This is a genomic window from Hallella multisaccharivorax DSM 17128 (assembly GCF_000218235.1).
GTDB lineage: Bacteria > Bacteroidota > Bacteroidia > Bacteroidales > Bacteroidaceae > Prevotella > Prevotella multisaccharivorax.
In genome coordinates, this window is record NZ_GL945017.1 from 109,496 (window position 1) to 126,511 (window position 17,016).

The 17,016-nt window shown below is 49.0% G+C and carries 11 protein-coding genes and 3 tRNA genes; 11 read left to right on the top strand and 3 right to left on the bottom strand.

Going from position 1 to position 17,016, the window contains the following annotated elements:
- Window positions 1–463 precede the first annotated feature (463 nt).
- The 3 genes from PREMU_RS00865 to PREMU_RS00875 all read right to left on the bottom strand — a co-directional run bounded on the left by PREMU_RS00865 (window position 464) and on the right by PREMU_RS00875 (window position 799).
- Window positions 464–535, bottom strand: a tRNA-Glu gene (locus PREMU_RS00865).
- 82 nt (window positions 536–617) lie between these two features.
- Window positions 618–689: transfer RNA gene (locus PREMU_RS00870), tRNA-Glu, on the bottom strand.
- Between the two features lie 22 nt (window positions 690–711).
- Window positions 712–799: transfer RNA gene (locus PREMU_RS00875), tRNA-Ser, on the bottom strand.
- 368 nt (window positions 800–1,167) lie between these two features.
- On the opposite strand from PREMU_RS00875, the gene PREMU_RS00880 reads away from it, so the two are divergent.
- The 11 genes from PREMU_RS00880 to PREMU_RS00930 all read left to right on the top strand — a co-directional run bounded on the left by PREMU_RS00880 (window position 1,168) and on the right by PREMU_RS00930 (window position 16,992).
- Entirely contained in the window at window positions 1,168–3,093 is a 1,926-nt protein-coding gene (locus PREMU_RS00880) for an LptF/LptG family permease (RefSeq protein WP_040557925.1), read from the top strand.
- 23 nt (window positions 3,094–3,116) lie between these two features.
- Complete coding sequence (locus tag PREMU_RS00885) at window positions 3,117–4,331, top strand: bifunctional 3,4-dihydroxy-2-butanone-4-phosphate synthase/GTP cyclohydrolase II (protein ID WP_007572376.1); 1,215 nt, start codon at window positions 3,117–3,119, stop codon at window positions 4,329–4,331.
- A gap of 224 nt (window positions 4,332–4,555) precedes the next feature.
- The gene (locus PREMU_RS00890; RefSeq protein WP_007572377.1) at window positions 4,556–5,749 is read left to right on the top strand and encodes a pyridoxal phosphate-dependent aminotransferase; all 1,194 of its coding nucleotides are present in this window, start codon (window positions 4,556–4,558) and stop codon (window positions 5,747–5,749) included.
- A gap of 202 nt (window positions 5,750–5,951) precedes the next feature.
- Window positions 5,952–6,797, top strand: coding sequence for a MotA/TolQ/ExbB proton channel family protein (locus tag PREMU_RS00895; protein ID WP_007572379.1), 846 nt, complete (start codon window positions 5,952–5,954; stop codon window positions 6,795–6,797).
- A gap of 36 nt (window positions 6,798–6,833) precedes the next feature.
- Window positions 6,834–7,460, top strand: a complete 627-nt coding sequence (locus PREMU_RS00900) for an ExbD/TolR family protein (RefSeq protein WP_007572381.1) — start codon at window positions 6,834–6,836, stop codon at window positions 7,458–7,460.
- Between the two features lie 3 nt (window positions 7,461–7,463).
- Window positions 7,464–8,117 carry an ExbD/TolR family protein gene (locus PREMU_RS00905; protein WP_007572383.1) on the top strand — a complete coding sequence of 218 codons (654 nt, stop codon included), beginning with the start codon at window positions 7,464–7,466 and terminating at the stop codon, window positions 8,115–8,117.
- Between the two features lie 30 nt (window positions 8,118–8,147).
- Window positions 8,148–8,996 carry an energy transducer TonB gene (locus PREMU_RS00910; RefSeq protein ID WP_007572385.1) on the top strand — a complete coding sequence of 283 codons (849 nt, stop codon included), beginning with the start codon at window positions 8,148–8,150 and terminating at the stop codon, window positions 8,994–8,996.
- A 13-nt stretch (window positions 8,997–9,009) separates the two neighbouring features.
- A complete protein-coding gene (locus PREMU_RS00915) occupies window positions 9,010–9,972 on the top strand; it encodes a PstS family phosphate ABC transporter substrate-binding protein (protein WP_007572386.1) in 963 nt (320 codons plus the stop codon).
- 82 nt (window positions 9,973–10,054) lie between these two features.
- The gene (locus PREMU_RS00920; RefSeq protein ID WP_007572387.1) at window positions 10,055–11,503 is read left to right on the top strand and encodes a tetratricopeptide repeat protein; all 1,449 of its coding nucleotides are present in this window, start codon (window positions 10,055–10,057) and stop codon (window positions 11,501–11,503) included.
- A 206-nt stretch (window positions 11,504–11,709) separates the two neighbouring features.
- Window positions 11,710–13,275, top strand: a complete 1,566-nt coding sequence (locus tag PREMU_RS00925) for a hypothetical protein (protein WP_007572388.1) — start codon at window positions 11,710–11,712, stop codon at window positions 13,273–13,275.
- A gap of 276 nt (window positions 13,276–13,551) precedes the next feature.
- The gene (locus tag PREMU_RS00930; protein ID WP_007572392.1) at window positions 13,552–16,992 is read left to right on the top strand and encodes an alpha-L-rhamnosidase; all 3,441 of its coding nucleotides are present in this window, start codon (window positions 13,552–13,554) and stop codon (window positions 16,990–16,992) included.
- The last annotated feature ends 24 nt before the right edge of the window (window positions 16,993–17,016 follow it).

The following is a 17,016-nucleotide window of genomic DNA, read 5'->3' on the forward strand; positions in this document are numbered from 1 at the left end:
TGTTTCAATTACTATCGCTTGATTGTTAGGTTCAGCCCTTCATGCAACGTTATCGAGTATTGCACTACTATGGCGTCTGCTGACTTCTCACGGCAAGCTTTACTCCACTTCTTTCGTAAAAAAAACTATTTGAAGTGTCCGTGAGACCTCCTCGGATAAGGGCATTGTCTTTCCATCTTATACCCACTTCATTTACACCAACCGTTCCGAATAGCTATAGGGCTTTGATTTGTTTAGCAACCTTACCCACGGTCATATGCCTTGTATGAAGTTTCTGTTCGTTAGGTCAGATGTTTGCCGCCGGCTTCTTTCAGATTCCACCTCACGATGGACGCCCTTGCCTTTGGCTATGTAATTCCCGCTATTAAGGCTTACTCGGGACTTGCACCCGTTAGACAATACTCATGCCGAGCATACTGAATGGAGACCCCTTGCAAGCTCTTGCTTGCAAGGGGTCTTTTCGTAGTGGATAGGGGAATCGAACCCCTATGCCAAGATTGAGAATCTTGTATCCTAACCATTAGATGAATCCACCGTTTGGCCATTGCCGCCTGATAAAAAAAGCCTTCCTGCATAGCAAATGAGGGAAAGGCTCAAAAAGCACGACAAAAAAATAGTAGTCGGTAAGAGAATCGAACTCTTATGCCAAGATTGAGAATCTTGTATCCTAACCGTTAGATGAACCGACCATCTGATGGCTAAATATCATTGCGGAAGCTGGGGGATTCGAACCCCCGGTACGCGAATTGCGCACGGCAGTTTAGCAAACTGCTGGTTTCAGCCACTCACCCAAACTTCCAATCCGTTGGCTCTTTGACCTTACAGCACTCGTTTTCGGAATGCGGATGCAAAGGTATGCAAAAGAATTGGGACCGCCAAAACTTTTACAGTCTTTTTTTTATAAAAAATCATGTGAAGAGCCTTACCATGCCTTCACAGATCCCCTTCAAAGCAAGGCTGGTGCGTCTACAGTGTAAAGGCAATGCGATTACGGTGTAAAGGCAACGCGATTACGGCGTAAAGGCAACGCGATTACGGCGTAAAGGCAACGCGTCTGCACCACAGAGATAAAGAGACAAAGATATCTACTTTTTTCCAGTCTTCCACGAGAGTTATGCCAAGAAATTTGGTGTTTCTAAAATATTCTCCTTATCTTTGCACAATATTATGAACTTCCGGATAAAGAAACTCGATATATTCATCGCCAAGCAGTTCCTCCTGCTCTTTGCGGGAACATTCTTCATCTGCCTCTTTGTGCTGATGATGCAATTCCTATGGAGATACATCGACGACCTCATTGGTAAGGGATTGTCAATGCAGATCCTTGCGCAATTTTTCTATTACATGGCACTAATGATGGTGCCCCAAGCGCTTCCACTGGCCATTCTGCTGAGCTCACTCATCACCTTCGGCAACTTAGGTGAGAGTTCCGAGCTCACAGCCATCAAGGCTGCAGGCATATCACTGATGCAGAGCTTCCGGTCGCTCATCGTCATCACCGTGCTCATCATGTGCACATCGTTCTATTTTCAGAACAATATTGGCCCCCACGCCAACATAAAACTCGCCCAACTCATACTCTCCATGAAACAGAAAAGTCCGGAGCTCGAAATCCCGGAGGGCGTGTTCTACGACGGCATACCCAACTCAAACATCTACGTTCAGAAAAAGAATGTGAAGACGGGCAAGCTCTACGGCATCATGATCTACCGCATGACCGACAGCTATGAGGATGCCGCCATTATTCTGGCTGACTCGGGCATGCTGCAGTCTACAGCAGAAAAGAAACATCTCATTCTCTCACTGTGGAGCGGAGAATGGTTTGAGAACATGCGTGAGTCGGATCTTGGCGGCAGCGCCGCAGTGCCCTACCGCCGCGAGACGTTCACCAACAAGAAAGTCATCCTCGACTTCGACGCGAACTTCTCGCTCATGGATGCCGCAGCGCTGTCAAACAACGCCGCGGGAAAGAGTCTCTCACAGATCCATTACGACATCGACTCACTCAACCAGTGCTACGACAGTATAGGCCGAGTTTTCTGGAGAGACACCCGTCAGGTGTGCTTCCCAAGCCCTACCATCACAAAGAAAGACTCTCTCAGACAAATCAGAATGGCGCAAAATGGGAAGGTAGACATCGACAAGCTCTTCAGTAAACTGAAAATAGAGCAACAGCAGCAAGTCATGTCAGCCGCTCTCAGCAGCGTGCAACGCGAGACTTCCGACCTGGAGTTCAAGTCCATGCTCACCCAAGACAACGAACGCATCCTGCGCAACCACAAGCTGGAAGCACAGAACAAGTTTGCCCTGGCCCTGCAGTGTCTCATCTTCTTCTTTATCGGAGCGCCGCTGGGAGCCATCATCCGCAAAGGTGGACTGGGCATGCCCATCATCATCTCAGTGCTTGTCTTCATCGTCTATTACATTCTCGACAACTCCGCTTTCCGCATGTCAAGGCAGGCTTCATGGCCCATTTGGATCGGCCACTGGCTTGCACCCGCCGCGCTGTCGCCGCTCGCCGTCTTCGTCACCTATAAGGCAATTAACGACTCCATGGTATTCAACGCCGACGGTTGGAGACGATTCTTCGAGAAATTCTTCGGGCTCAGGGCAAAGAGAAACATCCAAGGCAAGGAGGTGGTGATAGAGCCGCCACACTATACCGAGGACAACGAGATACTGCTCAGAATCAACACCCAACTGCGAGGCTATTCGGGCAGGCACAACCTCAAGTCGCCACCAAACATCATCAAGGTGTTCTTCAAATACGAGGAAGACCACGACATCGAACAGATCAACGAAGAGCTGGAGCATGTCATACAAGATCTCTCCAATACGCGCGACAATCAGGTGCTGCATCTTATCAACCAGTACCCCATACTGATGGTCAAGGCACACACGCGCCCGTTTAGCCGCAGGTGGATGAACGTGCTCTCCGCCATCATTGTGCCGGCTGGCATCTTCATTTACCTAAGAATGTGGAGATTCCGCCTAAGATTACTGCGCGACCTGAAAGTCATCAGATACACCAATACCAACATCGTGAACTACACAGAGAGACGTATCGGACATCTCGACGAACAGAAAGATTAATATTATCATATAAAAAAATAGATATGCCAGAATTCAAGCTGAACCGTATAGAAGAGGCCATAGAAGATTTCAAGCAAGGCAAGTTCGTCATCGTCGTCGATGACGAAGACCGTGAGAATGAAGGTGACCTCATCACCGCTGCCGAAATGATAACGCCCGAAAAAATCAACTTCATGCTGAAAAACGCGCGTGGCGTACTCTGTGCACCCATCACCATCCGGCGCGCCGAGGAGCTTGACCTGCCCCATCAGGTTGACGAGAACACCTCTGTGCTGGGCACGCCTTTCACCATCACCGTGGACAAGCTCGAAGGTTGCACAACCGGCGTCTCGGCTCACGACCGTGCAGAGACCATTCTCGCCCTTGCCGACCCTGCTTCGACACCGCAGACCTTCGGCCGCCCCGGACACATCAACCCCCTCTACGCCCAGGACAACGGCGTGCTGCGACGCTCGGGACACACCGAGGCTGCCGTGGACCTCTGCAAGCTCGCCGGTCTCCATCCGGCAGGTGCCCTCATGGAGATCATGAACGATGACGGCACCATGGCACGCATGCCCCAACTGCAGGAGAAAGCCAAGGAGTGGGGCCTGAAAATCATCAGCATCAAGGATCTCATCGCTTACAGACTCAAACATGAGACAAGCATTGAGGTCGGCGTGGAAGTAGACATGCCTACCATCTACGGCCACTTCCACCTGATTCCCTTTCGTCAGACAAGCAACGGACTGGAGCATATGGCTCTTATCAAAGGTGAATGGGAAGAGAATGAGCCCATCCTTGTGCGCGTCCACTCATCGTGCGCGACTGGCGACATACTCGGCAGCATGCGCTGCGACTGCGGCGAGCAACTCCATAAAGCCATGCAGATGATTGAAAAAGAAGGCAAAGGCGTCGTCGTCTATATGCAACAGGAAGGCCGTGGCATCGGGCTGATGAATAAAATTGCCGCCTACAAGCTTCAACAGGAGCAAGGACTCGACACCGTGGACGCCAATGTCCATCTCGGCTTCAAACCCGATGAGCGCGACTATGGCTGTGGCGCACAAATGCTCCGGCACCTCGGCGTGCACAAGATGCGTCTCATGACCAACAACCCGACAAAGCGTGTGGGACTGGAAGCCTATGGGCTGGAAATCGTCGAGAATGTGCCCATTGAGATTACGCCAAACCGCTACGACATCAAATATCTTCGTACAAAACGGGACCGCATGGGGCATACCCTGCACCTCGAGTAAAGCAAAATGAACCCAGAATACACATATAATACAATGTGAGCATATATAATAATGTGAACATTGCAAACGATTATAATAATGTGTGCATGGGGAAGCCATTCGAAGACAAGTAACAAATTAGTAATGCACTATAAAATTTTGACACTTTTTCTTCGTTTTTAAAGATAAAATGCCTACTTTTGCATACAGTTTCGTAAACGAATAACAACATTAAGAAAGTTATTATGCCACAATTGTCAGACCGTCTTAACAGACTCGCTCCATCGGCCACACTCGCCATGTCGCAGAAAAGCAGCGAGATGAAAGCCCAAGGTATCGACGTTATCAACATGAGCGTCGGTGAACCAGATTTCATGACTCCTGACTTCATCAAGGAAGCAGGCAAAAAGGCTATCGACGACAACTTCTCAAAATATTCTCCCGTGCCAGGCTATATGGACCTACGGGAGGCTATCTCAGCGAAGCTTGCCAGAGAAAACCATCTGTCTTATTCCCCAAAAGAGACAATTGTGGGCACAGGAGGCAAGCAAGGAGTATGCAATGCCATATTGTCACTCATAAACTCCGGCGACGAGGTCGTCATCCCCGCACCCTATTGGGTGAGCTATCCGCAAATGGTGAAACTCGCAGGCGGCACGCCCGTTGCGCTTCGCACACCGTTGGAGAGCGACTTCAAACTGACCCCCGAGCAACTCGAAGCAGCCATCACGCCTAAGACAAAGATGCTGATCATCTGTTCGCCAAGTAATCCGACGGGCAGTGTCTACACACAAGACGAGCTCAATGCACTGGCTGATGTGGTAAAACGCCACAAGGATCTCTACGTGCTCTCCGACGAGATTTACGAGCACATCAACTATGTTGGCTTCTCGGCAAGCATAGCAGCGGCTCCCGAGATGAAGGAGCGTACCATCATCTGCAACGGTGTGAGCAAGGCCTACGCCATGACCGGATGGCGACTCGGATGGGTGGCAGCGCCGGAATGGATCATCAAAGGCATGAACAAACTGCAAGGTCAATACACCAGCGGTACCAATGATGTGGCACAACGGGCTGCACTCGCAGCCTACCAAGGCGACCAGCAGTGCGTTGAGGACATGCGGAGAGCATTCGAACGCCGCCGAGATCTCATCGTCAAGCTCGCTAAAGAAATAAACGGCCTTGAGGTGAATGTGCCGCAAGGAGCTTTCTATCTCTTCCCACACTGCAAAAAGTTGTTCGGCAAACGCTATAAAGATTACACCATCAACAACTCTACCGACTTCGCAATATACCTCCTTCAGGAAGCACATGTCGCCACAGTGGCCGGTGATGCCTTTGGAGAACCCGACGGTTTCCGTATGAGCTATGCCACGAGCGACGACAACATTCGTGAGGCATTAAGTCGAATCAAAGAGGCCTGCAAAAAGCTGATGTAACAAGAAATCTGCGATTTTAGCAAAAAAGTGTGTTAAAAACAAGAAAACACACTTATTCTATATCAAAAAGTTATTATCTTTGCGAGGAATTTGAGAAGAAGCGAAATCCAATAACGGAGCGTTCTCAATGAGCTTGAAACAGGAACTAAGACAAACAACAAACATAATTAATATTCACAACCAAAAATTAACATCATTCATTATGGCAACTACACAAAAAGCCGCAGCCCCCAAGGCTGCAAAGAAGTCTCAGGGCTTCACAGGTATTAGAGGAGCATTCTGGATCATCGTCCTTTGCTTCATCGCTGCACTTTGCATCTTCAACCTCTGGTTGGGTAACGGTGCTAACTTCCAGGGCGGTGACAATGCCAACGCACCTGCCAACATCTTCGGTACAATTTACAAAGGCGGCTACGTGGTGCCTATCATCCACACGCTGTTGCTCACCGTGCTCTGCCTTGCTGTTGAGCGCTACTTCGCACTGAAGACAGCCTTTGGTAAGGGCTCTCTGACAAAGTTTGTGGCCAACATCAAAGCAGCTCTCGCTGCCAACGACTTCAACAAGGCCGAAGATCTCTGTAACAAGATGCAGGGGTCTGTCGCTAACGTCGTCCTCGCTTCTCTGCACGCTTACCGCGCTATGGAGAGCGGTGCCAACGCCGCTCTGAAGAAGAGTCAGAAGGTCGCTCGCATTGAGCAGGCTCACGAGGAAGCTACTCAGCTTGAGATGCCGACACTTCAGATGAACCTTCCTATCGTCGCTACGATCGTAACACTCGGTACTCTTACAGGACTCCTTGGTACTGTGACCGGTATGATTCGTTCATTCCAGGCTCTGGCTGCCGGTGGTGGTGGTGACTCCCTCGCTCTGTCGACCGGTATTTCTGAGGCACTTGTCAACACAGCCTTCGGTATCGCAACATCTTGGTGCGCCGTTGTCACTTACAACTTCTTCACCAACAAGATTGATAAGCTGACATACGCACTCGACGAGGTAGGTTACACAATCGCACAGACATACGAAGCAAACCACACCGACGAAGCTTAATCTATCTTGGCCTTTTAACTTTAAATTCTTTAGTGTATGGCTAAGATTAAAATTAAGAAAGCGGACGTCTGGATCGACATGACCCCTATGTCGGACGTGATGGTGCTTTTGCTAACGTTCTTCATGCTGACATCAACATTCGTCAAGCAGGAACCAGTAAAGGTCAACACGCCAGGCAGTGTGTCTGAGATTAAAGTTCCAGAAAACAACGTCCTCAACGTCCTCGTCGGAAATGATGGAAAGATCTTCATGAGCATGGACAAGACGACCGACACACAAGCAACTCTCGCCAGTGTTGCTAATCAGTTCGGCCTTTCGCTCACGACCGCTCAGGAAAAAGCTTTCCTCGACGACCCTATGTGGGGTGTACCCATGAACAAGTTGCAGGCTTACCTCAGCTTGAATAAGAACATCCGTCCCGCGGAACTTAAAAACTACGGCATCCCTACCGACTCAGTAGCTGGTAAGACTGGCAATGCAGCAATGAGTGAGTTCCAAGTCTGGGTTAAAGCTGCTCACGAAGCAAATCCCGACGCCAAGATCGCTATCAAGGCAGACGAGAAGACTCCGTACAAGACCATTAAAAAGATCATGAGCGAGCTCCAAGATATGAATGAGAACCGTTACTATCTGATTACTCAATACAAGAAAGCGGAGGATTAAAAGATGGCTACAGGAAAATCGAAACAGAAGAAGATGAATGTCCGCGTGGACTTCACGCCCATGGTGGACATGATGATGCTTCTTATCACTTTCTTCATGCTCTGTACCTCTCTTGCCAAACCGCAGACAATGGAATTGAGTATGCCGAGTAATGATAAGAACCTTACGGATCAGGACAAGACAGTGACAAAGGAGTCGTATACCATTACGATTTACTGTACGGCCGACAACCAGATCTACTATGTGGCAGGACTCGTGAAGCCGGAAGACCCCAAATGCTTGAAGAAGACAACATGGGGTGCCAAGGGTATCCGCGACGTCATTATCAACCACACCACTGAAGATGGCACAACACCAACTATCGATGTGATGAAAGCCAAGATTGAACTCGACAAGAGACATGACAATCCTGATCCGAAGAAGGCTATGCCTGACTCAACCTACAATCAGGAGCTGTCAAAGATCAAAGCGGGTGATATTAATGGTAAACATATCAACACACTGACCATCATCATCAAGGCAACCGACAACGCTACTTACAAGAACCTTGTCGACGCACTGGATGAGATGAACATCTGCACCATCGGTAAGTATGTGATTGATAAGGTAAATGACAACGACTTGAAGCTTCTCAAGGAAAACAATGTCAAGTTATAAGGTAACATAGCTCAAAGAAAGGTTAAAAAAATGGCACAAATTGATTTAACAAGAAATGGCTGGTGTGACCTTATCTTCGAAGGAAGAAACAAAGAGTATGGAGCTTACAAACTTCGTACCCAGACAGGTAAGAGAAACTTAAAAGCCATCATTACAATTGCAATCCTCGCTGCTCTGGCGATCATTCTCTTTTACATCAAGGCAGGTTATGATGCTTATCAGGCTGCTCACGCAAAGAATGAAAACGTGACCGAGCTTTCAGCACTCAACCAGCCGAAGAAGAAAGAGGCAAAAGTCGAGCGAAAAGTAGAGGTTGAAGAAAAGAAGGAAGTGGTCAAAGAGGTCAAGTCTTCCATCAAGTTCACAGCACCTGTCATCAAGAAAGATGCCGAGGTAAAGCCTGAGGACGAGATGAAGACGCAGGATCAGATCATGAAAACCAACACCGCTATCGGTGCTCTTGACGTAAAGGGTAACTCTGATCAGGGTGAAATCCTGAAGGTTACGCAACGCGTTGAGACAGAGCCGGTAAAGGCTGAAGCTCCGAAGCCAGAAGTAGAAAACAAGGTATTCGACGTTGTAGAACAAATGCCTTCCTACCCCGGTGGCCAGGGTGCACTCATGCAATTCCTTCAGAGCAACATCAAATATCCTGTCGTAGCACAGGAGAACGGTGTTCAGGGACGCGTTACCATCTCGTTCGTCGTAGAGCGTGACGGTAGTATCACAGATGTAGCCGTTGCCCGCTCTGTGGATCCCTCACTTGACCGTGAGGCTATGCGTGTGGTCAAGAGCATGCCGAAGTGGATTCCTGGTAAGCAGAACGGACAGGCTGTACGTGTGAAATACAACGTGCCTGTATCCTTCAGATTGCAATAATAAATATTTGAACATGAAACTCACATCTTACATTTTTGTAGGATTAACCATTACTTCCATCCTTATCTCTTCTTGTGGCAACAACAACAAGAAGGGGAAGGATGGAAGAACAGACACTTACTCGTCAGGGACAATCTCGTTTGCCTCTGACGAGAGTTTTAGTCCTATCATAGAGGAAGAAAGAGAAGTATTCCAGCATGACTATCCTGACGCGAAGGTTAACCCTATCTACACCAACGAATCGGAAGGTATCAACATGCTGCTTCATGGTAAGACTTGGCTCGTCTTTGCAGCGAGAGACTTCAAACCCGCTGAGAAAAAGAGCCTTGAGGCAAAACAATTCCTCCCGACCTCATTCAGTATTGCTTACGATGCCTTAGCATTCATTGTCAACAAGAGCAATACCGACACATTGCTGTCCGTGAAAGATGTCAAAGATATCATGAACGGACGCATCACCAAGTGGAGCCAAATTGATAAGCGAAACAACAAAGGCGTCATCACAGTGGTATTCGATAACCCAAAGTCAAGTACCGTACATTTCATTGAAGATTCCGTCCTCAGCGGTAAGCCCATCATCAACAAGAATGTGGCCGCAGTAAAAAAGACTGCTGAGGTGATTAAATATGTAGAGCAGAATCCCAATGCCATAGGCATTATAGGAAACAACTGGCTCAACGATAAACGTGACACTACAAATCTCACGTTCAAGCGCAACATCAGGGTGATGAGCTTAAGCAAGATACATCCTGCTACAGCAGCCAGCAGCCGCAAGCCTTACCAATATTACATTTATAATGGTGAGTACCCGCTCATAAGAACCATATTTGCTCTTCTCAACGATCCACGAAGAGGGCTGCCATGGGGTTTCGCGCACTTCATTCAGGGACCTAAAGGCCAGCGCATCGTCATGAAAACTGGATTGCTGCCGGTATTGGGCAATATCAATGTCAGAGATGTTAACACAGCTCAATAAAAAATAAAGAGATAGCACAAAAGGCAACTTTTGCGTATTTTCTTCGTCAATTAGGAAAGTAGGAAAATAAAATCACAACATTATGAAAGCATATCAATTACTCTTAGCAGGTGCTTTAATGATGGGCTTCGCTACCACCGCCTTGGCACAAACAGACACAAAGGCCATTGTGGAGCAAACCACACAAATCATCAAGGCAAAGAGCAGTGACTTCGAAAAACAGGTGAAGGATCTCTACAAGAACAACAAAAAGGATGCTAACGCACTGGTAGCCATCGGCCGCACTTTCTACAACAATAAGGACTACGACCATGCCAATCAGTTTGCTGACTACGCCTTGGCAAAAAGCAGCAAATGTGCTCCGGCATTTATTCTGAAAGGTGATATTTGCGTCTCTAACGACGATGCGGGCGGAGCATCACAGAACTACCAGCAAGCCATCTACTTCGCACCCAAGAATCCGGAAGCCTATTATAAATATGCCATGATTCTCAGAGGACGTAACCCCGAGGACGCCGTGGCAACATTGGAGACACTCCGCCAGCAGGTGCCCGACTATCCCGTTGACGCCTTAGCCGCCCGCATCTACTATCACACCAAGAACCCCAACTTACAGAAGGCTGAACAATACTATGGGAAAGTTGCCGACGTCACCAAAATGGATGACGAAGACATCAAAGACTACGCCACCATCGAATGGATGCTCGGTAACAAGGACAAGAGTATTGAGATAGCAAAAGCCGGACTGACAAAAGATCCCAAATGGAGCACATTGAATCGCCTTGTCTTCTGGAATTCTACGGACAAGAACTACACTGATCAGGCATTGGAATATGCCGACCGCCTGTTCAACAGGAGCGACAGTGCCAATATCACCGCTGACGACTATGCCTATTATGGCACGGCGCTAAAGCAGGCAAAGCGCTGGGACGATGCCATCAAAGCCTACAATACATCACTTGACAGCCTCAGCAAAGATGCCAACGCCATCGTCTCAAAACCCATCCTCTATAAGAATCTCTCTGATGCTTACAATGAGAAAGGCGATTATGACAAAGCTCTCGAATATGTTGAGAAGTCCATTGAGGTCAAAGACAATCCTTCGTTCAACGACTACAACAGTCTTGGAAGCCAATATCTGGAGATTGCCAGCAAAAAAGGACAAGCAGGCGATAAGGCCGGCGAGCGTGATGCCTTCAAGAAGGCAGACCAGATGTATGCCAAGATCACTGACAAGTACCCTGAGCAGGCCAACTATTGCAACTATGTCCGTGGCAGCATCAACGCAGCACTCGACCCTGACAGCAAACTTGGCCTGGCTAAACCGTTCTATGAGGCTCTGGCTAACGATCTCGAAAGCAAGGCCGATCGTACTGAAAACCAGACGGCCATGCTGAAGACTGCTTATCAGTACATGATCGTCTACGAGTTCAATGTCAAGAAAAACAAAGCCGCAGCAAAGGTCTGGGCCGAGAAAATGCTGAATATTGACCCAACAAACGAAATTGCCAAACAGGTGAAAGCACTGTAAATAGAAAGAATCATCCAGCCAGTTTCATTAGGTAAACGAAAAGAATAACTTTATCATTAAAGAAGGGCAATCTGCAAGATTGCCCTTTTTTGATTGATATATATCAAAAAATACTAAATAACACACGGGATAGGGAACATAAGAAGCGACATATAGAACAATAATTGTAACTTTGCAGCCAAATAAGGTAAGAGATTTTAAAAACAATGAACAAAACAAAACTTGCCATCATTACAATGGCAGTCGTCGCCGTACAGGCTGCACAAGCAGGCGGCATCAGCACAAACACCAACATGAGCGTGGCTTTCGACCGCACCCTCTCACATGATGCAGTGATTGCCATTGACGGTGTCTACTTCAATCCCGCCGGCGTAGTATACCTCAATCAAGGGTACCACCTCTCCCTCAACTGGCAGTACGTTAAACAGCAACGGCAGATCGACAATGTCTACTACCCGCTCTTCACACACAACACCGAGAATCCCACAGCTAACCGTTCCTTTCATGGACATGCCACTGCACCCGTGCTCCCATCCATACAATTTGCACTAAACCGTGGGAAACTTTCCTACCAGGCCGCTGTCGGTGTAGGTGGCGGAGGTGGCAAGTGCACCTTCGACAATGGATTGGGCAGCTTCGAGAAGATTGTCTCTGAGACCGCTCTTGCTGCTTCCACACTTGCGCAGGCTGTCGACGCAGGCCTCGGCATCCCTATGTTTTCGACAACCCAGGCCTTCGGAAAAGAAGGTACCTACAGTGCCAAGAGTTTCATGCGCGGACGACAGTATTATTATGGTCTCTCAGTGGGTGCAGCCTATAAATTCAATGGGAACGTGAGTGCCTTCGCCGGCGTACGCGGTGTATATGCACTCTGTAACTACTATGGCTATGTACGCGACATCAAAGTCGGCAATATGCCACTCTATCAGGTGTTGGACCCGACCAAGACAGGATCAGCCGACATAGAGCTCAACTCAGACCAGTCAGGCATCGGCTTTACACCCATTCTCAGCATCGATTACAAGACAGGACGCTGGAACTTTGCTGCTAAATATGAATTCAAGACCCGTTTACGGTTGAAATCAACATCCGTCAACCAATTCCCAAGTATCGGAAACTTGTCCGGCAACCTTTCCAAAGCTATTGTTGCCAACCTCATGAAAGCAGGGCTGAGCCCAGAGGCCGCATTGAACAAAGCCACCACGGCCCTGACTGATCCTAAGGTCACCGCAGTCATGGGAGCCTTAAAACAAGGTTTTGACAAGGGCATCACCGATGCTACGGGCGAATACGCCAACGGAAAGAAGATCCCAGCCGATCTCCCCGCCATCCTCACCGTGGGCGCTCAATACACTCCCATTGACCAACTCCGCCTGAATGCAGGATTCCATTATTATTTCGACAAACAGGCCCGTCAGTATAATGAGCACAACAAACAGCTCGACCGAGGTACCATTGAATACAGCTTTGGAACAGAATACGATACCAACAAGTGGCTCACGGTCTCAGCAGGCTACCAGGGAACGAATTATGGCTTGACCGATGCCTACATGAACGACAAGTCGTTCGTCGTCAGCTCAAGCAGTGTCGGCGGTGGCGTTGCTGTCAGACTGAGCCACAAAGTCCGGCTCAACGTAGCCTATTTCCACACGTTCTACACTACTAAGAAGACCGACACTCCCTCCGTCGTTGGGCAACAGACACTTAGCTACAAGGCCGATTACACTCGCAAAAACGATGTCTTCGGAATGGGTGTAGACATTGACTTTTAAGCAACTTACGTAACCAGTAAAATGGGGCGGCCTTTCTTAGGCCGCCCCATTCCTATTAAAAAAAGTTTTTTTAACACGAATACTAAGCCCTATTCATATCTTCTTGCTAAATTTGCAAAATTTCAAACCAGCCACACCACAATGTGACCACACTGTAATCGCATCGCCTTTACACCGTAGACGCGATGCGATTACAGTGTAAAGGCAATGCGATTACGGCGTAGACGCGATGCGATTACGGCGTAGACGCGATGTGATAAGAAATAAAAACAATATATGGGAAAAACAATCAAGAGGAATATTCTCTTTACACTTTTATCACTCATCGTGATGACCACCCACGCCTTCACTATTCAGAAGCTCAAGACTGAATACATGACTACCCCATTAGGCATTGATGTTCAGCAACCACGTTTCTCATGGCAGATGGGCGACTCCATACAAGGTGCCTCACAGACGGCCTATCAAATCACAGTAACAAGTGAGTACGGCCACAACATGTGGAATTCAGGAAAGATACCTGCCACCCATTCCGTCGGCATCCGTTACCAAGGCTCAGCCCTGCAGCCAATGACTCGCTACAAGTGGACTGTCAGCGTATGGAACGGCACAAACGAACAACAGCAAGCCTCTTCCTGGTTTGAGACAGGGCTAATGTCAACTACCGACAAGGACACTGCCTGGGGCGGCGCCCAATGGATCGGTGCCAACGATGAGAACGGCTATATCTTCTACAGCCAATATCTGCCCGTATTCCGAATCGACTACAAAGTGCAACTCGACAGGCTGACCAAGACTACAGAGGCCGGATTTATCTACGGTGGCAACGACGAAAGGCTGATGGACCGAAACAAGAACCTTTTCGGTCTGGCCAATGAAAAAGATCAGTCGTATGTCAAGGTGGTCTTCAACATCGCGCCGCTATTTCACGGAGACAGCGCGCAAATCGATGTCTATCGCGTAGGCTACACGCAAAGAGACCGGGCTGATACCCCATTCGCCTCAGCAAAGATACCAACAAGTCTTATCAATAAAGACAACTGTTATCACGCCCACAATGTCATGATTGCTTCTGTAAGCGGCCGAACCTACATATGGGTGGACCAGTGGAAATACCTCATCGTCAAGGGCCTACAACTCAATCCCAGTGACCATGCTGCTTTTCCTGTCGTAGGCGATGTGGGATTCTATGTCCCCAAGGGAAAGAAAGCATTGTTCGGAACCGCCAACATCCATAACTTCCGGCAACCATGGCATACCATCTCCATCCTTGCTGACAACCTCACCGTCAACGGCCCCACGGCACTGTTCACCCCTCATGAGAACGGCGCGCCGCTCCTTCGCACAGAGTTCAGTATCACGGGAAAGTCCATTGCCAAGGCGCGCCTCTACGCGACCGCACGCGGAGCCTATGAGATGATGGTCAACGGCCACCGCGTCAGCGACGACTACCTGAATCCCGGACTTACACAATACAACAAGACGCTGTTCTACCAGACCTTCGATGTGACGAAGATCCTGAAAGAAGGGAACAACGCGCTTGGAGCCATCCTCAATGAGGGATGGTGGAGCGGAGCCTTAACTTATAAGCCCGACAGCTGGAACTTCTTTGGCGACAGGCAAGCGCTTTTAGCCGAACTCGTCATCAATTATACTGACGGCACTCAGCAGCGAATTGTCACGCGGCCCTCGACATGGCGTTACACCACCGACGGCCCCGTGCGAATGGGATCCCTCTTCCAAGGGGAAGTCTACGACGCCACGCGCGAAAGCCTGACCAACGGATGGACTCAGGCTGGATATAATGCTAACGGATGGCACCCGGCTGTCAAAGTCAGTCTCGATGAAATCATGAGCAGGGCACAGACCAATGCCTTCCCCACTCCCGACGACTATTCAAAGTTCACGCTCACTGCACAGATAGGGCAACCCGTACGGCAATTCGCCACGCTCACGGCGCAAAGCATGACAGAGCCGCGACAGGGTGTCTATGTCTACGATATGGCCCAGAATATGGCTGGAGTGCCAGAGATCACTTTCCATGGACTTACGCCAGGCACCAAGGTATTACTGCGCTTTGCAGAGATGAAATATCCCGACCTGCCTGCTTACAAAGGCAATGCCGGCATGGTGATGACGGAAAACATGCGGGACGCTATGGAGCAGGACATTTATATTGCCAAGGGCGGCACCGAAACATTCCACCCACGCTACACCTATCACGGCTACCGCTACGTGGAAGTGACCGGTATCCCCACGCCTCTGCCCGTCAGTGATGTGAAAGGAATTGTGCTGAGCTCAGTAGACCAGTTAGCCTCCGACCTCTCCACCAACGATCCTGACGTGAACCGCCTGTACAAAAACATCCAATGGTCCACGCTTGCCAACGTGTTTAGCGTACCCACCGATTGCCCCCAACGCAATGAGCGCATGGGATGGTCAGGCGACCTGAGCGTGTTTGCGCCCTCCATGACCTACCTATTCAATGGTGCGGAGTTTCTGCGTCGCCATTTGCGCGCCCTCCGCGACACGCAGTTGTCCAACGGCGACTTCTCTCCCATAGCTCCCATAGGCGGCAACTTTGGCGGACCGCTGTGGGCAAGCGTCGGTATCGTGGTACCCTGGCAGAGCTACCAGCAATACGGAGACATCGATGCCCTGAGAGAGCACTACACGGCTATGAAGCAGTTCATCAACCTCTATACCACTCAATTCATCGACTCCAAAACGGGAGCTTTCCATGATACCGATCCCAATGCACTGGGCGACTGGCTCGGATTCGAACAGAAGAAGAACGATAACAACCTACTCTATGATGCATACCTCGTACACGAGTTAGACATCATGCAGAAGACTGCCACCGTTCTCGGAAAGAATGACGACGCACAAAGATACGCATTCCTGAAAAAACAGCGCACCGACTTCATCAACACTCATTACGTCAACCAACAAACTGGTGAGATGAAAGGCAATACACAGACAAGCTATGCGTTGCCCCTGGCCTTCGGGATTATTGATCCGTCGGTAAGGGCAAAGACCATAACCGATTTCCTCAACCTGCTGTCCCATCCTGCAAAGGGTGACGATGGTTCTGTCTATCCACCCTATTCGCTCATGACCGGCTTCATCGGTACGGCGTGGATTAGCAATGCGCTCTCCGAATGCGGCCATTCCGACGCTGCCTATCGCATGCTTGAGAACCGACAGTTTCCTTCATGGCTGTATCCCGTTAAGCAGGGAGCCACAACCATTTGGGAACGCCTCAACTCCTACACTATCAAGAATGGATTCGGAAACAACAATAGCATGAACTCTTTCAACCACTATGCTTTCGGATCTGTGGCAGCCTGGCTTATGCAGCACTCCCTCGGCATCAAGCATGATGAGCTCGCTCCTGCATTCAAGCACTTTTACCTCGAACCGGAACCCGATCCCAACGGCGGCATTACTGAGGTGCAGGGACACTATGACTCGATGTATGGACGCATTAACAGTTGCTGGCATCAACAAGGGAATCATCTTATTTACCGTTGCACAGTGCCTGCCAACACCTCAGCAACCGTCCGTCTTCCCATCACCCTTGACAACAAAGGAAGGGTGAATGAGAAAGTAATGGTCAACGGGAAAAAACTAAAGAAAAAGTGTATCAGTGTCGTCAATGGAAAACTACAAATGGAAATACCCTCTGGCGACTATCATTTCGAAATAGGACTATAATTTTTCATATCATCAGGACTGCCA